At 57.3% G+C, this 23864-nt stretch carries 23 protein-coding genes; 12 read left to right on the top strand and 11 right to left on the bottom strand.

Going from position 1 to position 23864, the window contains the following annotated elements; translation table 11 throughout:
* Window positions 1-74: 74 nt before the first annotated feature.
* From BGP77_RS06075 to BGP77_RS06055, 5 genes are all read left to right on the top strand, one after another.
* A complete protein-coding gene (locus BGP77_RS06075; protein ID WP_108163822.1) occupies window positions 75-1709 on the top strand; it encodes a methyl-accepting chemotaxis protein in 1635 nt (544 codons plus the stop codon).
* Between the two features lie 58 nt (window positions 1710-1767).
* The gene (locus BGP77_RS06070; protein ID WP_108163821.1) at window positions 1768-2586 is read left to right on the top strand and encodes a RimK family alpha-L-glutamate ligase; all 819 of its coding nucleotides are present in this window, start codon (window positions 1768-1770) and stop codon (window positions 2584-2586) included.
* Window positions 2587-2641: 55 nt separating this feature from the next.
* Complete coding sequence (locus BGP77_RS06065) at window positions 2642-3535, top strand: hypothetical protein (RefSeq protein ID WP_108163820.1); 894 nt, start codon at window positions 2642-2644, stop codon at window positions 3533-3535.
* Between the two features lie 235 nt (window positions 3536-3770).
* Window positions 3771-4391, top strand: a complete 621-nt coding sequence (locus BGP77_RS06060; RefSeq protein ID WP_108163819.1) for a rhomboid family intramembrane serine protease — start codon at window positions 3771-3773, stop codon at window positions 4389-4391.
* Between the two features lie 119 nt (window positions 4392-4510).
* Entirely contained in the window at window positions 4511-5737 is a 1227-nt protein-coding gene (locus tag BGP77_RS06055; protein WP_108163818.1) for an MFS transporter, read from the top strand.
* An 11-nt stretch (window positions 5738-5748) separates the two neighbouring features.
* Here the strand turns inward: BGP77_RS06055 and BGP77_RS18280 are convergent, their stop codons facing one another.
* From BGP77_RS18280 to BGP77_RS06030, 5 genes are read right to left on the bottom strand one after another with little or no spacing between them, the layout of a single operon-like run.
* Window positions 5749-6276 carry a methylated-DNA--[protein]-cysteine S-methyltransferase gene (locus tag BGP77_RS18280; protein WP_108163817.1) on the bottom strand — a complete coding sequence of 176 codons (528 nt, stop codon included), beginning with the start codon at window positions 6274-6276 and terminating at the stop codon, window positions 5749-5751.
* Between the two features lie 53 nt (window positions 6277-6329).
* Window positions 6330-6806: a DoxX family protein gene (locus BGP77_RS06045; protein ID WP_108163816.1), complete on the bottom strand. Its 477-nt coding sequence runs from the start codon at window positions 6804-6806 to the stop codon at window positions 6330-6332.
* Window positions 6807-6851: 45 nt separating this feature from the next.
* Window positions 6852-7601, bottom strand: a complete 750-nt coding sequence (locus tag BGP77_RS06040; RefSeq protein WP_158269284.1) for a DNA-binding domain-containing protein — start codon at window positions 7599-7601, stop codon at window positions 6852-6854.
* Window positions 7591-8472: a DUF692 family multinuclear iron-containing protein gene (locus tag BGP77_RS06035; protein ID WP_108163814.1), complete on the bottom strand. Its 882-nt coding sequence runs from the start codon at window positions 8470-8472 to the stop codon at window positions 7591-7593. Before BGP77_RS06035 ends, BGP77_RS06040 begins: the two co-directional genes overlap by 11 nt.
* Window positions 8473-8489: 17 nt before the next feature.
* Window positions 8490-8783 carry a DUF2282 domain-containing protein gene (locus BGP77_RS06030; RefSeq protein WP_108163813.1) on the bottom strand — a complete coding sequence of 98 codons (294 nt, stop codon included), beginning with the start codon at window positions 8781-8783 and terminating at the stop codon, window positions 8490-8492.
* Between the two features lie 244 nt (window positions 8784-9027).
* On the opposite strand from BGP77_RS06030, the gene BGP77_RS06025 reads away from it, so the two are divergent.
* Entirely contained in the window at window positions 9028-10647 is a 1620-nt protein-coding gene (locus BGP77_RS06025; protein ID WP_158269283.1) for a methyl-accepting chemotaxis protein, read from the top strand.
* On the opposite strand, the gene recQ is transcribed toward BGP77_RS06025, so the two are convergent.
* Window positions 10628-12451 carry a DNA helicase RecQ gene (gene recQ / locus BGP77_RS06020; RefSeq protein WP_108163811.1) on the bottom strand — a complete coding sequence of 608 codons (1824 nt, stop codon included), beginning with the start codon at window positions 12449-12451 and terminating at the stop codon, window positions 10628-10630. The genes BGP77_RS06025 and recQ overlap by 20 nt on opposite strands.
* 200 nt (window positions 12452-12651) lie before the next feature.
* Between recQ and BGP77_RS06015 the strand changes: the two genes are divergently transcribed.
* Genes BGP77_RS06015 through BGP77_RS06005 form a run of 3 tightly spaced genes read left to right on the top strand, consistent with a single transcriptional unit; the run spans window position 12652 to window position 16555 of the window.
* Window positions 12652-14502 (top strand): patatin-like phospholipase family protein, encoded by a 1851-nt coding sequence (locus BGP77_RS06015; RefSeq protein ID WP_108163810.1) that lies wholly within the window; start codon window positions 12652-12654, stop codon window positions 14500-14502.
* A 34-nt stretch (window positions 14503-14536) separates the two neighbouring features.
* On the top strand, window positions 14537-14821 hold the full coding sequence (locus tag BGP77_RS06010; protein ID WP_108163809.1) for a FimV family protein: 285 nt from the start codon (window positions 14537-14539) through the stop codon (window positions 14819-14821).
* A gap of 54 nt (window positions 14822-14875) precedes the next feature.
* The gene (locus tag BGP77_RS06005) at window positions 14876-16555 is read left to right on the top strand and encodes an isovaleryl-CoA dehydrogenase (protein ID WP_108163808.1); all 1680 of its coding nucleotides are present in this window, start codon (window positions 14876-14878) and stop codon (window positions 16553-16555) included.
* A gap of 142 nt (window positions 16556-16697) precedes the next feature.
* On the opposite strand, the gene BGP77_RS06000 is transcribed toward BGP77_RS06005, so the two are convergent.
* Window positions 16698-17633, bottom strand: coding sequence for a LysR family transcriptional regulator (locus BGP77_RS06000; RefSeq protein ID WP_158269282.1), 936 nt, complete (start codon window positions 17631-17633; stop codon window positions 16698-16700).
* A 111-nt stretch (window positions 17634-17744) separates the two neighbouring features.
* Between BGP77_RS06000 and BGP77_RS05995 the strand changes: the two genes are divergently transcribed.
* From BGP77_RS05995 to BGP77_RS05985, 3 genes are read left to right on the top strand one after another with little or no spacing between them, the layout of a single operon-like run.
* Entirely contained in the window at window positions 17745-19418 is a 1674-nt protein-coding gene (locus BGP77_RS05995) for an alpha-glucosidase (RefSeq protein ID WP_108163806.1), read from the top strand.
* Window positions 19415-21085 carry an alpha-glucosidase gene (locus BGP77_RS05990; protein WP_108163805.1) on the top strand — a complete coding sequence of 557 codons (1671 nt, stop codon included), beginning with the start codon at window positions 19415-19417 and terminating at the stop codon, window positions 21083-21085. The genes BGP77_RS05995 and BGP77_RS05990 overlap by 4 nt, the downstream gene beginning before the upstream one ends.
* A 9-nt stretch (window positions 21086-21094) precedes the next feature.
* Window positions 21095-21535 (top strand): DUF1284 domain-containing protein, encoded by a 441-nt coding sequence (locus BGP77_RS05985; RefSeq protein WP_108163804.1) that lies wholly within the window; start codon window positions 21095-21097, stop codon window positions 21533-21535.
* Here BGP77_RS05985 and BGP77_RS05980 read toward each other — a convergent pair.
* From BGP77_RS05980 to pspB, 4 genes are all read right to left on the bottom strand, one after another.
* Window positions 21520-22494: a Gfo/Idh/MocA family protein gene (locus BGP77_RS05980; RefSeq protein WP_108163803.1), complete on the bottom strand. Its 975-nt coding sequence runs from the start codon at window positions 22492-22494 to the stop codon at window positions 21520-21522. The two genes, BGP77_RS05985 and BGP77_RS05980, sit on opposite strands and share 16 nt — an antisense overlap.
* Window positions 22495-22535: 41 nt before the next feature.
* The gene (locus BGP77_RS05975; protein WP_108163802.1) at window positions 22536-23054 is read right to left on the bottom strand and encodes a hypothetical protein; all 519 of its coding nucleotides are present in this window, start codon (window positions 23052-23054) and stop codon (window positions 22536-22538) included.
* An 80-nt stretch (window positions 23055-23134) separates the two neighbouring features.
* Entirely contained in the window at window positions 23135-23596 is a 462-nt protein-coding gene (locus BGP77_RS05970; protein WP_108163801.1) for a PspC domain-containing protein, read from the bottom strand.
* Between the two features lie 14 nt (window positions 23597-23610).
* The gene (gene pspB / locus BGP77_RS05965) at window positions 23611-23853 is read right to left on the bottom strand and encodes an envelope stress response membrane protein PspB (protein ID WP_108163800.1); all 243 of its coding nucleotides are present in this window, start codon (window positions 23851-23853) and stop codon (window positions 23611-23613) included.
* Window positions 23854-23864 lie beyond the last annotated feature (11 nt).

Raw genomic sequence — 23864 nt, 5'->3', positions numbered from 1 at the left:
CCGCCCGGCATCATCAAAGTGTCATCTTTCTGCCATAAAGTGCTTGGTCCAGCCTGACTGAGGAAATTCCAACCATGGCGCTTACCGTTCGCCTGCGGTTGCTGTTGTTTTCCGCGTTAAGCATCCTGGCACTGGCCGGACTGACCGGCCTGGCCACCACCACCATGAGCCAGGCCGAGCGCGATACCGACCGTCTTGTGCATCAGCAATTGGCCGATGTCTGGCTGCTGTCTGACCTCGCTCAAAGCCACCGCTCACTGCAGGATCTGGCGTACCGCATCAAAGCCCAGCTGATTTTCTGGGACGAAGTCGACAGCCGCTTTGCCACCATTCGCACCGATCTGGCGAACCAATGGCAAACCGCGGCGGATAATCCTCGCTTGAGTACCTGGGTTGCCGAACACGCCGAAGAGCGCGCTGCCGTCGACGAACTGCTTAACGAGATGGCCAACGGGATTGAAGCGCGCAGCTATTATGACGTGGGTCGCGTGGTCGACCTGGAACTGTATCGCGCCATCGACCCGATGATTGCTGCTGTCGATGAAAACCGTCAGGCCGGACGTGACAATACCGAAGCCGGGGTGCAAACGCTGTTTCAATTTCTCGCTCAACAACGCAGTGTCGCCTGGATCGGTGGCGCATTGGCGCTGGTATTAATTTTGGCCTTAACCGAATGGCTACGACGCTCCGTCACGGTTCGCCTGGCACGCATTGCCAGCGAACTGGATGCCATGGACGCCGACGCCGATCTGACTCCCGTCCTACCCGATGATGGCCGCGATGAAGTCACGCGTGTGGCGGTCGCCATCAACGGTCTGGTGGCACGACTGAACACCTTTGTCGGCGATGTCCGCCTCGCCGCTTCCGCCCTGCAAGACAGCGCCAGCGGGCTCGACACCCAGTCCGAATCGGTGCGCACCGCCACCGGCCAGACGCACCAGCAAATTCACGACGTCAGCAAAGCCATGGCAACCATCGCCGATCGCGCCGCGGATATCGAAACCTCAGCGCAGGCGTCACGCCAGACCATCGAAACGGCAGTGACCAGCAATGCTGAATTGCAACATCAGTTGGTCGCCAACGAAGCCGCCGCCCACCAGGCCGCCGAAGTGATGGATCAAGTCGCCGATGGCATCACTGCATTGCGCGACGCCAGTGGTCGTATTGACCAGGTGATTGATGTGATCGTCGACATCGCCGACCAGACCAACCTGTTGGCACTGAATGCCGCCATCGAAGCAGCGCGCGCCGGTGAGCAAGGCCGTGGCTTTGCGGTGGTCGCTGATGAAGTGCGTCAGTTGTCGAAGCGCACCACCGAATCGACCGCTCAGATTCGCGACTGGATTGGCGATCTGGGTCAGCAGGTGGGCAATCTCGAAGGCCTGCTCGATGCCACCACCGATGCCGGTGAAAATAACCGCCAGACCATGGCCACGTTGAAATCACACCTGACCGAGTTGAACAATCGCTTTACGGATCTGGAACACCGCAGCACCGATATCGATGCCGCTTTGGTGGCCCAGCGCGACGAAATCGGCCGGGTCGCACGACGCTCGCAGCGACTCACCGAAAGCGCCGAAGGGCTGACCGAAACGGTGGCCGCCACCACCACCATCAGCCAGACCTTGCGCGGCCAGTCCGAGGAACTGGACCGCCTCAGCGGGCGTTTTCGCTGCCATCTGGACGAGGCCCCGAACACCCACGAATAACGCTTGTCAAAAACGCAAAGCTGCCTAAAATCTGCGCACCCTGGCCTGCGCAACTTTTATGCAGCTGATCTCCTTCGATCCTTTCCGTACCCTTGGCTTCCCCAACACTCAGGTGCTGAAGCCGGAACATTTCTTCCGCCATCAAGACGCATTGCGCCAGGCAAACTGGGTGTTGTTCCCCGGTTACTGGCAACTCAATGCCCTGCTCTACGGACTGAAGTGCCGCGTTTTCCCCAGCGAAGCCAGCTACCGAATCGGCCACGACAAGGTGGAGATGACGCGCGCCTTTGAAGTGGTCGCTCCGGCGCATATTCCGCTCACGTTGATAGAACCCAACGGCCCGCTGCAACAGGCCTTGCTGTGGGACACCATGACCCTGCCGTTTGTCGCCAAACATCCCAAGGCGAGCATGGGCGAAGGCGTGTTTTTAATTCGCGACCGCGCTGACTGGCAACGGTATTACGCCAGCGCCGACGTGCTTTACGTGCAGGAATACCTGCCCATCGATCGGGATATTCGCATCGTAATTGTGGGTGATCAGGTCCTATCGGCGTACTGGCGACGCCAGGCTGACCAGGGTTTCTACAACAACGTCGCCCGTGGCGGCTGGGTCAGTCATGACGCGGTACCAACCGCTGCCATCGACTTGGCGTTACAGGTCGCAAGCGATCTGAACATTAATCACGCGGGCTTTGACATCGCCTGGGTCGGCGGTCATCCCTATCTGCTGGAGTTTAATCGGCTGTTTGGCAATCAGGGGCTGGCGAGCAGTCAGGCATTGAAAGACCGTATTTTGCAGTACCTGCACGAGCACGACGTACCGCGCGACCCCAACGGACCTTCGGCTTCACCCCAACCCTTACCTCAGGCGGTTTAGAGCAAAGTCACTCAGGCTGACTATACTGCTTCACACGCAAGTACAGGACGTACTTATGGTAATGCGCTGTGGCAAGTTCGTGGTGGTGATGACGCTGATGCTGGTGCCGTTCAGCGTTCCCATGTGGGCTGACGATGACCCGTCGGTCGTGCGCGTTGCGACGCGGTTTGGCAGCCATCCCCTGTCGGAATTACCGATCAGTGTCATACGTCTGGGTCTGGCCAACGCACCGCAGCCGCGAGCGCTGGAGATCGCCCATCTGCCACAGGTGAATCAGCTGCGCATACTGTCCATGCTGGAAAACGGCAGCGCCGATTTTGACCTGTATTTTTCCGGCCACACCGAGGAGCGCGCCCAGCAACTTCGGCAAATTCCTTTCCCGCTGACGCAAGGCTTACTCGGCCTGAGAGTGTTGGTCGTGCCCGAGGACACGCCGGCCGTCGAGACATTAGATCAACTGAAACAGCAATGGATCATGGGCTCTGGCCTGAACTGGCTGGATACCGACATTCTGCAAAGCAATGGCTTTCGGGTGTTTGAAAGTGAGTACGCCAATCTGTGGCCCATGCTGGCGCGCCGCCGCTTCACGGCTTTTCCCCGCGGCGTGGCTGAAGCCTTTGCAGAAATCGAACAGCAAGCCAAACAGGGCCGCTCATTTCATATCTCGCCGGATTGGCTACTGGCCTATCCGGCGGATTACTTTGTTTATCTCAACCGGGACGACGAAGAACTGGCCCTTCAATTGGAAGCTGGGTTAATCACCGCTCAGGCGAACGGCGCTTTGGACGAACTGTACCGAACCCATCCGGCCATCACGGAAGCGCGTGAATGGCTCGACCACAATGGCTATCAACTGATCTGGCTGGTCAACCCACTCATGGACGGCCAGCTGCCGAACATTCCCCAACGCTATTGGATTCCTGCTCATCATTTCAACAAGATGCAGTGAACCGGAGCGCACTGGTGAAAAATCTATCGCTTTGGCGCATTCACCATCAGCCGGTCGACCTGGCGGTCCACCACCAGTTTATCCACACCTTTATTCAGCCATACTGTGCATAACCGACTGAGCAAATTTTCGCCACGTAAAAACACCGTCAACAACCCCGATAACGCTTGGTGTCCATCACGGCGCCCCTAACCTCTGGTAGCCTGTTCACTGTTTTTTGGATCGAGACATCACCATGAATCTGTTTCTACCACACCGGGGTTACTGGCTGACGCCGGTGATCATCTACCTCAACGCCGCCATCTTTGTGCTCACCGTGCTCTACACCGGTAGCCTGATGTCCTTTGATCCGCGTGATTTGGTCATGCTGGGCGCGAATTACGGGCCCTGGACGGTCGATGGCCAATGGTGGCGGTTGTTCAGCAGTACCTTCCTGCACGCGGGCTTGCTGCATCTGGTGTTCAACATGATCGTGCTGGCCAACATCGGCATCTTCCTGGAACCCCTGCTGGGCCGACTGTCGTTGGCCGTGGTGTATGTGCTGACCGGTTTGCTGGCCAGCCTGACCAGCTTGTATTTCAATGACGCGGCGGTCAGTGTCGGAGCGTCCGGCGCCATCTTCGGGCTCTACGGTTTCTTTTTGGCGTTACTGACCACTTCCCTGCTCAAACCGGAATTCCGCAAAGCCTTTTTGCGCAACACCCTGGGCTTTGTCGTCATCAACGTGGCCATCGGTTTTGTCATCGGCCCCATCGATAACGCCGCGCACTTAGGGGGTCTGGCCAGTGGCTTTGTGCTCGGTTACCTGTGGCTGCCGGTGATTCGCAAACGCGCCCTGCGCGGACGAAGCGTCTAAGTTCATTGCCGTGAATCGCGCGTTCAATCGCAGTACACTGGGCGCGCTTTTTACCGTTCACCGGCACCTTTCCAGCTCGCTAAGGCGATCGCGCTGTGGTGTCTGTCCAGAGGTCTTCCATGATTCGCGGTTACCTGTCGATGTTTCGGTCCTACTGGCCGATGCTGTTGTTTGGTCTGTTCACCGTCTTTATCGGTAATTTTGGTCAGTCGTTTTTTATTTCCTGGTATGGCGCTGCCATACAACAACAGCTGGGGCTTTCTGCCGCCGCTTACGGTTCGGCCTATTCCGGCGCCACGCTGGTCAGTGGTCTGACCATCATGGTGATCGGTGGTGCGGTCGATAAATTTCCGTTACGACGCTTTGTCACGCTGGTCGCCGTCGGTTTAACCATCGCCGCGCTTCTGATGTGGCGCGTCGATTCCTTGTTGTCGTTGGTGCTCGCGTTGTTCCTGCTGCGCTTTTGTGGCCAGGGTTTGATGCCACATACCGCCATGACCGCCATCGGCCGGTACTTCTCACTCAATCGCGGTAAAGCCACCAGTATTGCGGGCAACGGCGTCCCTTTGGGTGAAATGATTTTGCCGTCCATTGCGGTTGCCCTGATCGCCCTGGCAGGCTGGCAATTGAGCTGGCTGATCATCGCCTTCTTTGTGCCGTTGGTGTTCCTGCCACTGGTGTTCTGGTTACTCTCCAAAGCCGGTGCCAGCGAGGCGGAAACCGTGGCACCCAAGGTGCGTACCGACGCTACGGACTGGGTTGACGGCTCGCGCCGCACTCTGCTCAGCGATGGTCGATTCTGGCGCGCCCTGCCACTGTTACTGGCACCACCCTTTATCGTTACCGGTTTGTTTATTCATCAGGGTTTCGTGCTCGAACAGAAAGGCTGGTCGCCGGCGCTGTTTGCCAGCGCCTTTGTGTTGTACGGAGCGGTTCATTGGGCAGCGTCCATTGTGGTCGGTTCACTGGTGGATCGGTATTCCGCGACGCGCCTGTTTAAATTTATGGGAATTCCCTTTGTGCTCGGCCTGTCACTGGGTGCGTTTCGCGAGGGCATCTGGGTGGTCTACGCCATGATGGCAACCTTGGGCATCGGCATCGCCATGATGGGCACCATTGCCAACGCCCTCTGGGCCGAGGTGTATGGCACCACTCACCTAGGCAGCATTCGTTCGCTGTTTACGTCACTGTCGGTGTTGGCGACCTCAGCGTCACCGGCACTGCTCGGCTTGCTGATCGATGCGGGCATTGATGCGCGAACCTTTTTGTTATCGATGGCCGGTTATGCAGCCGTTGGGGTGGTGTTAGCGCTGACTGCGTTTCACGAGCCAGCATCACACTCGTAATCTATACGCCATTAATCATCAAACAAACCCGGCTGTGCTACGGCACCTTCCAGCGCCAGCAATTTTTGCTTGCGCCACAGTCCGCCGCCGTAGCCGGTCAGAGTGCCATCCTTACCGATCACTCTGTGGCACGGCACGACTATGGCAATGCGGTTATCGCCATTGGCTCGGGCCACGGCACGCACCGACTGAGGCCGATCAATGGCCTGTGCCTGTTGCTGGTAGCTGCGCGTTTGTCCGTAGGGAATGGCGAGCAACGCCGACCAGGCTTGACGCTGAAATTCACTGCCCTGCAAATCCAACGGTATTTCAAATCGACGCAATTCTTTCGCGAAATAGGCGTCCAGCTGTTGCTGCACCGTGGCGAATAACGCTCGCTCAGAATCAGCCTGCAAGGGTTCACCCAGATAGCGTTCCAGAGCCGGCAACTGACGCTCCAGCCGCTGTGGGTCGGTGAATTCGAGCAAAAACAGGCCCCGGTCGGTAGCCACCGCCATCATCTCACCCAAGGGTGTGCTTAATTGTTGGTAAGCGGCCATGGCAGCATCCTGTCAGGCGTGATTAAAAACGCCTTAACAGACTGCCAAAAGCGTCAGCCGTTAAGACGACGAGCCAGCCAATAATCCACCGATAACCGACCCGCTCCATGCGCCATAAGATACAGCAAGACACAGGCCCAAACACCATGAGTGACGTAAGCCCCGGGGTAGACAAAAATCTGAATCACCAAGGTCATCGCCAATAAGCCGGTGGCGGCGTATCGCGTCCCAAGGCCAATGAACACTAAAACCGGCAGCAGGTGCTCGGCAAAGGCAGCGAGTACGGCGGCTGTGGTCGGTGCCAGTAACGGCAGTGCGTATTCTTCCTGAAACAAAAAGACGGCGGTATCGGACAGCCGCGGCCAGCCCCACTGAAAATCACCACTGATCACATTCATGGCAAACCCATCAATTTTAGTTTGCCCGGATAACCAGAATACACCCGCGATGGAAAACCGACCGACGACCGCAATGAGATCATTGGGGATACGACAAAATAGTGCATGCCACTGTTGCAGTTTTGAGTTCATTTTTTTCGCCTTTTTATTCCATTAATTTTTTTGTTTTAGCCACATTTATTTGGCAACAGACAGACCTGTCAACGCGCTTTGTTGCACCAGGATCTGCAACAAAGACACCAGATTAAATTCCAGCCCTTCTATGGCTTCAGAAAACACACAACCTTGGCGCAATCGATCCAGAAAAATACCCGCGTCCGATTCAATCGTATGCAGCTGAACCTCCAATGCCGGCCGCGTTAACAACACGGTTTCAGCACGGTTCAACACCACATCTTGCAAAGTGACATCGCTGTTTGGTTGGTGCGCGCGCCAGATGGAACCCACCGCATAATCAGAAGCCAGCCACTGACACGCCGGCGCGATGGTCAGTTTCGCCTGCTCTAACTGCTGCGGCTGATGCAGTAATGCACTCAGTTGTTCAATGGACACGGCCTGGCAATCGGCACTGTGATAAGTGTTCAGCCAGCGTCGTTCCAACCGTGCAACATCGGCGAGATACGGCAAGGCCCGGGCCGGTTCAAAGGCGTCGATAAAGTCGGCGAACTGTTCGCCATAAAACACCAGAACGGGAGAATTCGGTGGATGCTGATACACATACTCGCGTGCCAAAGCGCGAAAAAAATCAACGCCGGTTAAGGCGCAAACAACGGGAAAAATATCCTGCAACGCATCGATTAACGACACACTGAAATTATTGCGATACACCCCAAACCGATGCGCCGTTGCGCCATCGTCCCAACGCTTTAAATGATCCGGTTCGTTCGCCTGTCGGCGTAATAGAGCGTCAGCAAACTCAGCCTGCATAGGAGGCCACCTTGGGACGTGAGATGTCTGCAATGCTGAGCAACCGCTGCTCGGCCATCTGCGCCTCGGCACACAGAACATCCAAAGCGGGGACATTGCCATCGCGTTCAATCAGAGTCGCCACCGGGCCGCACAATGAGAGCGCCTGATCGTACAGTGACCAGACTTCGTCACTGATGTCGCGGTCATGACTGTCAATCAATAATGGACTGCCATCGACATCCTGATCGACCGCAAAACCGGCGAGATGAATTTCACCCGCGGCCGAATACGGCAACGCCTGCAAATAGCTCACAGGGTCCTGGTGGTGATTCACCGAACTGACGTAGATATTGTTCACATCGAGTAATAAGCCACAGCCGGTGCGTTCAATAGCCGCCTGCATGAAGTCGGTCTCACGCCAGGTTGATTCCTGGCTTTCCACATAGGTCGACGGGTTTTCCAACAGCATCTGCCGACCCAATGCTTGCTGCACCTGATCGATGTGTTCACACACTCGTTGCAAACTGGCATCGGTGTATGCCAGCGGCAACAGATCGTTAAAATAAACGCCCTGATGAGACGACCAGGCCAGATGTTCCGAAAATCGGGCAGGCGGGTAGCGATCAAGCAACACCTTGAGTCGATTCAGATGGTTTTTATCCAGTGGTTCCAGTCCACCAATCGACAAACCAACGCCGTGAATCGACAACGGATATTGCTCGTAGATTTGTTGCAAATAGAAATGATAAGGCCCGCCATCCACCATGTAATTCTCGGCATGAATTTCGACGAAACCCAGGTCGGGTTGATGCGTCAGCATGGCCTGAAAATGCATGGGTTTTAAGCTGATGCCAGCACGCGCTGGCAAGGTGTTGTGATCAACCGTCATGGGCGGGCCTCACTGGCTTATTGCTCGTTGAAGGCTTGCAGCTGGCCGTAACCGGTCGGTGACGTCGGCGACATCATTTCTTCGCAGGTGCCGGCCGGAACCAGTTTCCAAGCGTTGCCCTGATAATCGCGAGTCGACGTACCGGCACAACTGGTACCCGGGCCAGCAGCGCAGTCGTTCTGACCTTGCAGCGCAACGCCATAGCATTTTTCTTTGGCGTCTTCTGCCTGAGCCAGACTCGGAATAACCGCTGTTGCTAAAACCGTTCCCAAGGCCAAAGCCAGTGATGTTTGAGCCATTTTCTGTTTCATAACGTCCTTTCTCCTGTTGGTTTTCAATCACAGCGCCCGATGCGTCGGTGGCGCTATTGGCAAAGCACCTTGAGCGCTTCGGAGATTTGGATACAGCAACCGCGCTGGAAGTTCCCGATGGGTCATTATTTTTTTGTCTCTACTGAACAGGAACTTTCCATGCAGGCGCGGGTCTGCAGATGACATTGCTCGTCCGGGCGATGGACTACCGGCGAATACGCCGGTCATGCCAAGAGGAAAGGCAATGCGCATTCGGGGACGTCTGGCGGTCAGCTACGCCATTTTATTGCTGTTTATTTTTGCCGTGGTGCTGGTCGCCGTACAGCGTTTTGACCGGCTGTCGAATCAGTTGCAGGCGGTGGTTGAGCGCGATGCCGCTCTGGTTGAATTGACCAGTTCGGTGAATCTGGATGCGGAGAGCATCGCCGGTCGCCTGCTGCTGCTGTTTATTGTCGAAGATCGCGACGCCCGCGTTGAACTGTATAAGGACATCGACGCGCGTAACCGAACCATCGATGCGGCCGTTGAACGTCTGCAAAATTTATTGGCTGACACCGCGCAAGCCAGCCGTCTGGACGAACTCAGCGAATTACGCCGACTGTATCAGGATCAGTTACAGCTCACGGTCGAGACGCTGGAATTCGGTGACCGCACCGAAGCGCGCCGCCTGATGGCTGGCGACACGCGCGATGCGCTCAACCAACTGTTGCAGCACACTGCGGAACTAGAACAACAGCAACGCCAAATGATGGCCAGCCGCCAGCAGCAAACGCTGAGCGCGACACAGGGGTCGGCTTGGCTGGTTACCGTTTTGGGGTTGGCGGCGTTGCTCGCCGGTGTGCTGATGGCGACGCTGATTACGCCAAGCATCGTGCGGCCGTTACGCTCAGCCGTCGACGCCGCCGATGCGATTGCCTCGGGTAATTTACAGCATGACGTTGCGCCGGGTGGCCGCGATGAAATCGGCCAGCTGTTGCGCAGTTTTTCCACCATGCGCGAGCAGCTGCACCGCGTCATAGGCACCATTCGCGCCAATGCCACGGCGGTCAGTCAGGCGGCGGTACAGATGCGTCAGTTCACTACGGAGGTGCAAACCGACAGCGCTGGGCAACACGATCTGGCGCAAGCGATTGATCACTCGGTCGGTCAACTCTCGGCCGACAGCCAGGCCATGGCGAGCAACGTCCAGGTGGCGCGAGATCAAGCATCGCGCGCCCGAGCGCTGGCCCGCGATGGCGTCGCCGGGGTCACCGAAGCGGCCGATGGCATTCGTCATACGGCCGCTTTGATCGACCAGTCCGCGGCCAGCATTGAGCAGCTCAGCGAAAGCGCCAGCGAAGTCATCGGCGCGGTCAGCCAGATTCGCGAAATTGCCGACCAGACCAATTTGCTCGCCCTTAATGCCTCCATCGAAGCCGCTCGGGCGGGGTCAGAAGGTCGCGGTTTTGCCGTAGTGGCCGACGAGGTTCGTCAGTTGGCCACGCGCACCGGCGAAGTGACTGACGACATCAATCGCATCCTCGGTCGCATCAACGATCAGACCGATCAGGCGGCACAGCGGATTCGTGCGGGCAAAGCGGGGATGGATGAGGGTGTAACCTTAATCGGTCGTATCGTTGAACCCCTGACCGCGCTCGATGCCGACGCCCAGGCATCACTCGACAGCCTGGAGCATCTGTCGGAACTGGCGACGCATCAGGCCGATGCCAGCCAATCGATTTCCCAGCGGGTCAGGGACATCACAGAAATGGCACAGACCAGCCACAGCACCACCGTGAAACTGGCGCAGTTGGGTGAGCATCTGTTGGAGACGGCGCAAGGCACGGAAACGGCAGTGGGCCGGTTCAGGCTGGAGGCTGAGTGATCGCTTCGGCAAACACCGCAAGGAATGCATCGCCATAGCGTTCCAGCTTGGCATCGCCGACACCGGACACTTCGGCCAATTCGCTGAGCGATTGCGGTCGTCGCGACAACATCTCGGCAAGCGTTTTGTCGTGAAACACCATAAAGGGCGGAATGCCCTGTTCGTCCGCCAACTGTTTACGGCAGGCCCGCAAGGCTTGCCACAGCGGCTCATCGGCTTCATCAACCTGGGCCGGTGCAGTCCGTGCACCCGAGCGGCGGGACGAGGTCTTCTCCGGAAGGCTGTCTTTGCGCAGACTGACGATCTGCTCGCCTTTAAGCACCGGCCGACAGGCATCGGTTAAGCGCAATCCGCCGTAGCCATCCGGATCGACCGCCAGCAAACCCGTCGCCACCAATTGACGCAAAACCGAACGCCATTCGTTGGCCGATAATTCGGTGCCAATACCGTAAGTCGATAACTGGTGATGACCCAGGCGACGCAATTTTTCGCTGTCGCTGCCGCGCAATACATCGATTAAATGATTGGCTCCAAAACGCTGACCGGTGCGATACACACACGACAGCGCTTTGCGCACCGCTTCGGTCGCGTCCCAGGTTTCAACCGGGTGCAAACAGGTGTCGCAATTACCACAAGGCCCGGGCAGTTCATCGTCGAAATAACGCAATAACACCTGACGCCGACAACGGGTAACTTCACACAAACCGAGCATGGCGTTCAGACGTTGTTGTTCGTAGCGCTGATGTTCTTCACTGCCTTGCGATTGCGCCATCATCTGGCGCAGTTTGACGACGTCTTCAAAACCGTAAAACAACACCGCCGTGGACGGTTCGCCATCGCGGCCGGCGCGGCCGGTTTCCTGATAATAGGCTTCGATGCTTTTGGGCAGATCCAGGTGCACCACAAAGCGCACGTCGGGTTTATCGATGCCCATGCCAAAGGCGATGGTCGCCACCATGATGATGCCGTCTTCCCGCAAAAAGCGCTGCTGGTGATCCTGGCGCACATTCGCATCCAGACCGGCGTGATACGGCAACGCCTTAAACCCCTGCTGCACCAGCCAGTCCGCCGTCTGTTCCACTTTTTTACGCGACAGACAATAAACAATGCCCGCCTGATCGCCGCCTTCGTCTTTTAAAAACCGCAGCAATTGCTGACGCGGCTGTTGTTTGGCCTGAATGCGATATTGAATGTTGGGTCGATCGAAACCGCCAACGAAGGCCGGGGCGTCGGTGAGGCCTAAGCGTTGTTGAATATCGAGGCGCGTGCGGGCGTCAGCGGTCGCGGTCAGGGCAATGCGTGGAATGGTTGGGAAGCGCTCGGCCAGCAAACCGAGTTTCAGATAATCGGCGCGGAAATCGTGTCCCCACTGCGACACACAATGTGCTTCATCGATGGCAAACAACGCCAGGGGCGCACGGTTGAGTAAGTCGAGAGTGCGCTCTTGCAGCAACCGCTCCGGGGCGATGTAGAGCATATCCAGCTCACCGGCGAGCAGCGCATTTTCGGTCTCGCGCACGGCATCAAACGACAAGGTGGAATTGAGAAAACCGGCCTTCACGCCCAACTCACGCAAGGCGTTAACCTGATCCTGCATCAAGGCGATCAACGGCGAAATCACCACGCCCGTGCCCGGCCGGACCAGCGCTGGCACCTGATAGCACAGCGACTTACCGCCACCGGTGGGCATGAGCACCAGACAGTCACCACCGTCGATAAGGGTGTTGATGATGGCCTCTTGGTCGCCGCGAAAAGCGTCGTAGCCAAAGACGTGTTGCAGTACGGAGTGGGCAGTTGCAGTCATGACCGCAGTATATCGACCTGGCCGGAGCACCGATACGCCAGCGCCATAGAGTTGTTAAATGATCAACGTTATCGACAACGACGGCTGAAAATTGAAGTCATACCCGGCTCTCTCGCTGTCATTCAACGAGCCAGCGCGTACTATCTACCGGCGCATGGATGGCGTATCGATGAACACCCGTTAGCCAAGGAGGACAGATTTTGGTTGCACGAATAACGGATCCAAAAGCTCACCAGAACGAGCTGCTGACTTACCACCTCAATGCCTTTCTCAGTGATTTACAACCGGCTGCGTTACAACAGGTTCGCGACCGCCTCACCTGGGTACAAATCAAATCCGGTGAGCGACTGATGACACAGGGCGATCTGGGAGATGCGCTCTACCTGACCATCAGCGGCCGATTGCGTGTTTATGTTAACAACGAACAAGGAATAACCCGCCCCGTTCAAGAACTAGGCCGCGGCGAAGTCATCGGTGAAATGAGCCTGTACACCGGCCAGCCTCGTTCGGCTACTGTCGTGGCGCTGCGCGATTCCGTATTGGTCCGTCTGGATCAAGCGCACTTTGAAGAGCTGCTGGGCAGCAGCTTGCATCTGTCATTAACGTTGCCGCGCAAAATCATCGAACGACTGCAACAACCTCAGCGTCAGCACACTGAAACTCGGCCGGTAACGCTGACGTTAATTCCCATCAGTGACAGCGCCGATGCCATCGATTTCGCCGAACGCTTTCGTCAGGCATTGTGTTCACTGGGCAGCGTTTACGTGCTGACCGCACAACAAATGGACAGCGATACCAATACCGCCGGACTGGCTCGCGACGAGTCCAATGACCACCCGAGCCAACATCGGCTGGCGCTGCATCTTGATGCGCTGGAAGCACAATACGATTACGTCTTGCTGGTCGCCGACCCCAAACCCAATGCCTGGACTCGGTTCTGTTGCAACCACAGCGACGAACACCTGTTGCTGGCCGATGCCAACGACCCCGTTGAATGCCATCCGACCGAAACGGACATCCTGGACACAATCCCACCGGAACTGGACGTGGCGCAGCGTCTGATCTTGCTGCACCCGAAAGAAGCCGCATCGCCGCGCGGTACCGCCGACTGGCTCAATCGCCGTCCAGTTACCGACCACCTGCACGTGCGGCCTCAACGCGCGAAAGATCTGGCACGACTGGCACGCATTGAAAACCGCACCGCTGTTGGCTTGGTGCTCGCTGGCGGAGGCGCTCGCGGTCTGGCGCACATGGGTGTGATGCAGGCGCTGGATGAAGCGGGCATTGAAATTGACGTGGTGGGCGGTACCAGCATCGGCGCCATTATGGCGGCGGTTATCGCCATGGACCGGCCCGTCGATCAATTGCAGGACGCCTGCCGTAAAGCCTTCCGTAAAAGCCCCACCAGGGATTACAACTGGCTGCCACTCATGTCGCTGATTCGCGGCCAGCGCTTGCGCACGTTGATTGACGAGTCCTTCCGCGAACTCATGGGTCACCCCGGCCAACTGGAAGATTTGTGGCTGCCGTTTTACTGCATCGCCACTAATTACTCGCACGCCCGCGAAGACGTGCTCAAGCGCGGCGATTTAACCCGTGCCTTGCGAGCGACCTGCGCCATTCCCGGTGCCCTGCCGCCCATTCTTAAAGACGGCGATTTATTGTGCGACGGCGCAACGCTGAACAACTTTCCAGTCAATATCATGCGTTCGGTACGCGGAGTCGGCACCGTCATTGGCGTCGACCTAGGCATTCGCTCGCCCCAGCCTCTGTCATTTGACGAAGTGCCTGGAACCTGGGGGTTGTTGCTCGATCGTTTGCGCGGCAAAAAGAAACGGCGTTATCCGCTGCCGTCGCTGGCGACCTATCTGATCAGCGTCAGTTTTATGTACAGCTTTTCACAGCGCGATACGGATAAATCGCTGACCGACCTGTACTTTAATCCGCCGCTGCAAACCATCGGCTTACTGGACTGGGGCAGGATAGACGATATTTTCAAAAGCGGTTACGACTACGCGCGCGAACAATTGCAAAGTGAGCGATCTGGCTAAACTATAGGGCATCCTATTCGCGAGGAGCACACTCATGGGGTTGGGATTCGCAGGCGTCGGCGCACTCATGCTGGTGCTGGTGCTGTTCACCTATTTACGCATGATCAATGGCCGCGCCGCGGTGCGCGAACGGCGCAGCAGCAAAGGCCGGCTGGTGATCGAGCAAGCCGACACGCTGGTTGCCTTCGGCCGCGAACAGGATGCCATTCGGCTGCTCGAAAAAGCGCTGGAAAAAGAACCCGATTCCACCGCCATTCAAGCAACGCTGAAGCGCATCAAACTGGAACTCGAAGAACGCGAGCAAGACGACGATCACTAGTCGCAACCACTGCGCTGCGCTAGGCTGACGCAACAATAATCAGAGGCAGCCACCATGAGCGATGCCCCCTTTAAACGCGACCAACATCTGGCCAATGCCGACACCCACGATGTCATCAATCAGCCAACACCCTTGGCAAACTACAACCTTTACCGCAGCGACAACGCCCTGCAACACTGGAGCCATCACTTCGGTGCGGGCTGGGCTGAAGACCGGCTCAACGATTACGGCCAGCGCGCCGGCGGCGATTTAATCGAGGCGGGTTTTCAGGCCAATGAAGTGCCACCCACCTTCCATTCGCATGATCGATTCGGCCACCGCATCGACGAAGTGCGTTTCCACCCGGCTTATCACGAATTAATGCGTACCGCCGTTGAAGCGAGCATTCCTGCGTTGCCCTGGCGCACGCCAAAACCAGGCGCCCACGTGGCCCGCGCCGGACTGGAATATCTGCACATGCACGCCGAAGCCGGCTCAGCCTGCCCACTGACGATGACCTTTGCCGCCGTCCCGGCCATTGCTACGACACCCGAGGTCGCCGATCTTTGGCTGCCGAAAATAACCGCCCCGGTTTACGACCCGCGCAACGTGCCTTTTTATGAAAAAGACGGCCTAACCATCGGCATGGCGATGACCGAGAAACAAGGCGGCTCCGACGTGCGCGCCAATACAACGCGCGCTTATCCGCTGGGTAAACGTCAGCCCGGCGAGCGCTATGAACTGATCGGTCACAAATGGTTTTGCTCTGCGCCCATGTGCGATGCGTTTTTGGTGTTAGCGCAAACCGAAAACGGTTTGAGTTGTTTTTTAATGCCGCGCTGGCGCGACGACGGTCAGAAAAATGCGTTCTTTATTCAGCGACTGAAAGACAAACTGGGCAATCGCTCCAACGCGTCATCGGAAATCGAATTTCGCGGCGCGCACGCCTGGTTGTTAGGTGAGGAAGGCAAAGGCGTGCGCACCATCATCGAAATGGTCGCCATGACGCGTTTCGATTGTCTGGTTGGCTCGGCTGCGTTAATGCGTGCAGCGACCGCTCAGGCATTGCACCACACCAGCGGTCGCTCGGCCTTTGGTCAGCCCTTGCACGACATGCCTTTAATGCAAAATGTGTTGGCCGATTTATCGATTGAATCAGAAGCGGCATTGGCGATGAGCCTGCGCGTCGGTCGCGCGCTGGACCACAGCGCCAGTGATGAATCGGAACAATTGCTGGCGCGTTTGGCAACCGCCGTTGGCAAATACTGGGTCTGCAAACGCACGCCGCATTTAACCTATGAGGCCATGGAGTGCATTGGCGGAGTGGGTTATGTGGAAGAAAATATTCTGCCCCGGCTGTATCGCGAAGCACCAGTCAATGCCATCTGGGAAGGCTCGGGCAATATTCAATGTCTGGATGTGTTGCGGGCCATTGGCCGTGACCCCAAAACACTCGATGCGCTGCTGGCGGATATCGAAAAAGCCCAGAGTCACTCGAAAAGTTTTGATCGGGCGTTGCTGGAACTGAAACAACAATTCAGCAACACCGAGCAACTGGAATACCGTGCGCGCACGCTGGTAGACAAACTCGCGATGACGTTTCAGGCCAGTATTTTATTACGCGATGGTGATCCGCGCGTGGCAGAAGCCTTTGTTGAATCTCGGTTAAATCCGAACGGCGCTTTTAATTACGGGACGCTGGAACCGGGTGTGGATTGTTCGAAGATCATTGAGCGGGCGATGCCGGTTGTTTAATTGAGTTTCTGTGGCTTGCGATTCCGTACCCGACCACGGCTGAGTTTTGGCTGACACGCTGCAAGTACATCCCTGTATGCTCGGCGGTCCGCATCCATGTGGACCGACGGTCAGCCAAAACTCAACCGCAGTCGGGCACTCTTTAGGTGGTTAGTTCGACTTTATTTGTTTCGACTAACGCCAGTTTTACTTCCTCTACCAGTGCATCCAATCCGTCATCACTGATTCGATCTTCCAACCGATAAACCCCAACCTCCATCGCTTCCTGCGGCTCGGTCAACGCTAACGGCACCACACCACTATCCGCCAACGTCTCAGTCATCGACTCGGGATAAATCATCACCGCATCGCTGTCGCGCAGAATATCCAGCGCCGCACTCATGGAACTGGTCGACCAGACCACACGGTCGGCCAGATGATACTGATGATGTTCGGCTTCCTTGAATTGTGGGTTGGTGACCACCGCACGACTGTAGCGGGTCTCGTCTGGCGTTACTGCCAGATGGGGATAATCGAGCAAGTCGTCGAAACTCACCGCCCGGCCCAACAGCGGATGCCCCGTGCGGACAAAACACGCATCACGCACCTTGAACAGAGGCGTGAACACCGCACCGCTGTTCGGATTAAGGCCAGCAATGCGGTGCCCAATAAACAAATCCAGCTCGCCAGCCAGCAATTGATCCATCGAGCGCAGGTGGTTGCCAATCTCTATATGCGCCGGTGCGGTCGGGTGCTGCTCGCGGTAGCGCTGAAACAGGTCGCGGAAAAACAGGTGCCACCAGGCCATGCCGACACCGATGCGCAGGCCGCTTTCCTGTTCGACCTTCAATTGCTGAAGCTTGCCCAAGGCATTGTCGTAAACCCGCTGCATGATGCGCGCCTGTTCGAGCAAGGTTTCGCCATAGGAGGTCAGCGTCATACCGCGCGGGGAGCGATTAAACAGAGTCACGCCCAGTTGGCTTTCCAGCTTCTTCAGGTTGTGCGTCAGCGTCGGCTGGCTGACAAAAAGCCGTTGCGCGGCCAGGCTGACCGAGCGCAATTCGGCCACCGCGAGAAACTGTCGCCACGCTTTATCCATGCCCACCTCAATATCGATAAAATCTATAATGAACACAAAATAAAGCATTTTATTTTTGTTTAACACTCCACTAGGCTGCGCCGAAAATCGCATCGATCACCGAGGTAGCGCATGACCGAACAACGCTGGTGGCACCGTGCCGTCGTTTATCAGATTTATCCGTCTTCCTTTATGGACGCCAATGGCGACGGCATGGGCGACCTGCCGGGCATCATTGAACGGCTCGACCATCTGGCCGATTTGGGCATCACCGTGATCTGGCTGTCGCCCATCTTTGCCTCGCCGATGGACGACAACGGCTACGACATCTCCGACTACCAAGCCATCGCGCCCCAGTTCGGCACCCTGGACGATCTGGACCGACTGATCGCCGAAGCCGACCGGCGCGGCATCAAGATCATTCTCGATCTGGTGGTTAACCACTCCAGCGATGAACATCCCTGGTTTGTCGATGCCAAATCGTCGAAAGACAGTGACTACCGCGATTTCTACATCTGGCGTGAACCGGCGGCCGACGGCGGCCCGCCGAGCGAGCTGACCTCCTATTTCAGTGGCTCCATGTGGGAGTTCGACGAGGCCAGCGGCGAGTACTACTTCCATCAGTTCAGCAAAAAGCAGCCCGACCTGAACTGGGATAACCCGGCCGTACCCGAAGCCGTCCACACCATGATGAACTGGTGGCTCGACCGGGGCGTTGCCGGTTTCCGCATGGACGTTCTCGACCTGCTCGGCAAAGACGTCGACAACCAGCAACTGACCGCAGGCCCGAAACTGCACGATCGCATTCACACCATGAACCGAGCCACTTACGGACCGCGCGATGCGCTGACCGTGGGTGAAACCTGGAGCGTCACGCCTGAGACCGCGCCGTTGTATTGCGCACCCGAGCGCGATGAAATTTCCATGGTGTTCCAGTTTGAACACATCAGCCTGACCTTCGGCGAACCGGAAGATGGCGCTCCCAACGGCGGCAAATGGAACGCCAAGCCGGTCGATCCGTTGAAACTCAAGCAGGTATTGGCCAAATGGCAGCACGCACTGGCCGGTGGCCGTGGCTGGAATTCGCTGTTCTGGAACAACCACGACCTGCCCCGCGCGGTTTCTGAATTCGGTGACGACAGTGAACACCGCATCCGCTCCGCCAAGATGCTCGCCACCATACTGCATGGTCAGCAAGGCACGCCCTACATTTATCAGGGTGAAGAAATCGGCATGACCAATGTGCGCTTCGATGCCATCGAGGACTACCGCGACATCGAAACCCTGAATTTCTACAACGAATACGGCGACCTGGGTTGGACGCATGCCCAGCGCATGGCCGCCATCTATCGCAACGGCCGTGACAACGCCCGCACCCCGATGCAGTGGTCGGCCACCGACAACGGCGGTTTCAGCACCGGGACGCCCTGGCTGACGGTGAACCCGAATTACCGCGACATTAACGTGGCCGCCGATCGCGCCGACCCGGATGGCATTTTCCAGCACTACCAAAAGCTGATTCAGCTGCGCAAAGACCACGATGTACTGGTGTATGGCCGCTTCACACTGCTGCTGGAAGACCACCCGACCGTCTTCGCTTACGAGCGCGAATTAAACGGCGAACGCTGGCTGGTGCTGGGCTCGTTCAGCGCTGAGCGCACTCAGGTTCATCTGCCCGCACACTGGCAAAACACCCTGTGCCAGTGCCTGATTCACAACACCAGTGCACGTGGCGCTTTGGGTCAGACACTCGATCTGGCACCCTATGAAGCCTTTATGCTGCGCGCCGAAGGAAACGCTGAATGAACGCTGTCGCTCACACTCAACGCTGGTGGAAAGAAGCCGTCGTCTACCAGATTTATCCGCGTTCGTTTATGGACGGCAACGGTGATGGCACCGGCGACTTACCGGGCATCATTGAACAACTGGATTACTTGAAAGATCTGGGCGTTGATGTGCTCTGGCTGTGCCCGATTTTCCCCTCGCCGAACGACGACAACGGCTACGACATTGCGGACTATCAAGGCATCCTGTCCGACTTCGGCACCATGGCCGATTTTGACAACTTGCTGGAGCAAGCGCACGACCGTGGCCTGCGCGTGTTGCTCGATCTGGTGGTCAACCATTCCAGCGATGAACACGCCTGGTTTCAGGAAGCCCGCCAGCCGGGCAGCGACAAACGCGATTGGTACATCTGGCGCGACGGCAAACCGAACGGCGAACCCCCCAACAACTGGGCCAGCATCTTCAGCGGCCCGGCTTGGGAATACGACGACCTGAGCGGTCAGTATTATCTGCATTTGTTCTCGCGCAAACAGCCGGATTTAAACTGGGAAAACGCCGAGATGCGCGAAGCGGTTTACCGCATGGTGCGCTGGTGGCTCGACAAAGGCGTCGACGGTTTCCGCATCGATGCCATTACCCACATTCGCAAAGAGCCCGGCTTTCCGGATCTGCCCAACCCGAAAAATCTTTCGGCCGTGCCGTCGCATGAGATGCACCGCAACAAAGACGGCATTCTCAACTACATCAGCGAACTGTGCGCGGAAACCTTCGCGCACTACGATGTGATGACGGTGGGCGAAGCCAACGGCGTGACCATCGAACAGGCACCGGACTGGGTTGGCGAAGACCAGGGTCGCTTCAATATGCTGTTCCAGTTTGAACAGTTGAAACTCTGGGGCACCGAAGGCAATGACGGCCTCGATTTAGCCAAGCTGAAAAGCACCCTGACACGCTGGCAAAAGGGCCTGGAAGGCCAGGGCTGGAATGCGCTCTTTGTGGAAAACCACGATATTCCACGCATCACCTCAACCTGGGGCAATACCGAGCACTACTGGCGCGAAAGCGCCACAGCCATCGCGCTGATGTATTTTATGATGCAGGGCACGCCCTTTATTTATCAGGGTCAGGAGCTGGGCATGACCAATCACCCTTTCACGTCACTCGACCAGTTCGATGACGTGGCAGCCCGCAACCTGATCAAAGAATGGCGCGCCGACGGTCGCAGCGATGCCGATATGCTGGCCGACCTGCAAAGTAGCTCACGCGACAACGCCCGCACGCCCATGCAATGGACCCGCCACACCAACGCCGGTTTCACCATCGGCCGGCCCTGGCTGGCGGTGAACCCGAATCATCAATGGTTGAACGCCGCTGATCAGGCGGACGACCCGGCGTCGGTGCTGAATTTTTATAAAGCCATGATTCGGCTGCGCCGCGCCGAGCCCACCTTAGTCTATGGCCAGTACGATCTGGTGCTGGACGATGACCCTCAGGTTTACGCCTACACCCGCAGCCTGGAGGGCGAGCAATTTCTGGTGCTGTGCAATCTCAGCGACGACGCCTGGCAAGGCGAACTGGGTGCGGCGACGCCCGCGGAAAATGGTTTTTGCCTCGGCAACTACGCCGATGCAGCCGCTCAGCCGGCCATCGAATTGCGTCCTTGGGAAGCGCGGCTGTACCGGCTGTAGCGGTCAGCGATGAGCATCGAACTGCGCGGCCATCATCTTCTGTGCATGCTGACCTACAAAGGCTTGGGGTACAGCGATGCCTTCTGCCGTAATTACGACGCCATTATTGCGCGCCTGAATCAAGGCGAGGCGATTGCACTGATTCGCGGACCCGATCAGATTTGCCAACCGTTAGTGCGCGATGAAGACGGTGACTGCGCGCATTGTCACCACCGCCGCATTCACCGGCGCGACGCCCTGGCGATGCAGGCGGTCAGTGAGGCCTTGGGGATAGAAGTCACGGTGGGTCAAACGCTGCGCTTAACGCCGTCGTCACTGACAACCCTGCGCCAGGCCTTTACGCAAGGCCAGCTGCGCAGCGGTTGCTTCGACTGTGAATGGCATTCGCTGTGTACCGACATCGCCGCTCGCGGCTACGCCGATACCCGGCTGCATCACTCAAACGAATAGCGCGGTCCCCACCGATCACGAATGCGATCGAGCAAGCGGATCAGCGTCAGGCTGTCTGCCTGAGTGTGCTCGGCGCAATCCAGTCGACCGGCGGCGATGGCTTCGTTGGTGGCGGTGAATTCGTAGTGATAGCCCTTACCCAGCAGCGGATAGTGCTCGACCGCCACCGGCGCGCTGCCCACCTGCCAATGCGCCCGGTTCGGAGCAAACCACAATGACTGAATCTCTGCCCAGCCGTTTTCACCACTGATCCAGGCGGTTTGCGGCAGCTCGTAATCGAGGCTGAAATGCACCGCGCAGCGTTCACCACCGGCGTAACTCAAGACCAGATCGGCGCTGCGATCGACGCCGGTTTCGCCTAAGGTAACGCGGCCGTCAATCTCGGTCGGTTCACCGAATAAGTCCAGCGTCAGAATCAGCGGGTATAAACCGATGTCCAGCAAAGCACCACCGGCCAAATCCGGGTTGTTCAAGCGATGCTCGGGGTCGGCCGGCGATACAAAACCAAAGTTCGCCTGGCCGTGGCGCAGCGCGCCCAAGCGACCATCACGCGCTTGCTCCAGAATCTGCTGATAGGCCGGGTTAAAACGCGTCCAGAAGGCTTCCTGACAAAACACGCCTAATTCCTGGGACCGCTGATAGAGACGCTCCGCATCGGTCCGGTTGACCGCCACCGGCTTCTCCACCAGCGCGGCTTTGCCCGCTTCCAGCAACGCCTGGGCTTGTTCAACATGGCTGGTGTGCGGACTGGCGATGTAGACCACATCGATATCCGGGCTGGCCAGAAACGCATCCAAATCACTGAAGGCGTGCTGCAGTCCAAATTCCTGAGCAAACGCATCGGCTTTTTGCTGGCTGCGCGAATAGACACCGACAAATTCACCGCCGCTGCCATGACGCGCATCGCTGACAAATTGGTGGGCTATATTGCCCGTTCCCATCACACCCCAACGCAACATGGCGTGCTCTCCTTATTGTTGTTTGACTGGGCTTGGCGGCTTTACGGCAGAACCACCGAATTCAGAAACACCTGAGCGCGTGCTTCGCGTTCTTCGTTATTGGCCTTGTACAGAACCGACACCTTAAGCCACCGCTCACCGCGCTGATAGAGGCGGTGTCGCTGAATGCGATTCTCCGCATCGATCAAGGCGTATTGTGCCAAGGACCCACGCACCTCCAGAGGCGCGTATTCGATGCCGCCCACCTGAGCACGATCAATATCACGCTGGCGCTGTGCCAGTTGCGTCAACGACGCATTCAAGTCGCCCTGCTGGACCAGAAAATCCAACCCTTTGTTCTTAAACGTCCAGGCGGTTCCGGCCTCGCCTTCAACCACTTGCGGCTCGCCCTCCCACTGCATTTGCACGCCATCGGCCAGAGTAACGGTGCGGTAATCCGGTGCGTAAGGCGTGCGCAGATGCGTCGGCCATTGCAGATAAACAAAACCGATCAACAGAACAACAACAACCCAGAAGGTGGGATTTTTAACAACGGCGAAACGAGCGGTGGAATCGGACACAATGAACTCCAGGTAACACAAACAAAACGACCGGGCTTGGGCCCGGCCGAGAGTATATCAGAGAGCATTCTGCATGCTGCTCAGTCCTGGATTTTGGAGAATTCCTTGTCCAGTTCATAACGCCGAGACGTCACATAGCGTTCCATGTTTTCCACCCGACCGAGGGTTTCGTCGAGCCGACGACGGGCACGCTTAAGACGTTCACCCGGTGACGCATTGCGGTAACGAAACAGATTGCGCGGCCGATCAGCATGCAGCTCTTCATCGTACTGATATTCCTGATCGACCGGACCCTTTGGGCGCGGTGCCATCACGATGCAGGCGCCGATGTAGGCCCAGAAGGTCAGCGTCATAAAGAAGAAACTGCTGCCGACCACCACCAGCCGAACCACCCAGGGCTCGATGTTAAAATGGTCCGCCAAGCCCGCGCAGACACCGCCGATCCAGCCGTCGCGCTTGTTGCGGTAAAGGTTCATGCCGAAGCCCTGGCGACGACGTTTCCAGAAACCGAAGTTGTCCTTGTTGCGATGTTGATAGGCCATGGTGGCTGCTCCTGTTAGTCGGTTTGTCGTCGCCAGTTCGGGCTGCGTTCATCGAGGATCGATTCCAACGCCGCCACCCGATCGTTCAATTGGTCCAGCGTGCGCAGCAATTCATCGAGCGACGACTGATCGTCCGCATTCAGACTGGCATGCACCCGATTTTTATAGCGGTAATGCATAAACAGCCACATCGGCATCACTATCGCGATAAATAAAATAGTGGGCACGAATACGAACAGGAATTCGAAAACTTGCATGCTGGGCTCCT

The sequence above is a fragment of the Saccharospirillum sp. MSK14-1 genome (genome assembly GCF_003054965.1).
Taxonomy (GTDB): Bacteria; Pseudomonadota; Gammaproteobacteria; order Pseudomonadales; family Natronospirillaceae; genus Saccharospirillum.
This window is presented reverse-complemented; position numbering and strand designations above follow the sequence as displayed.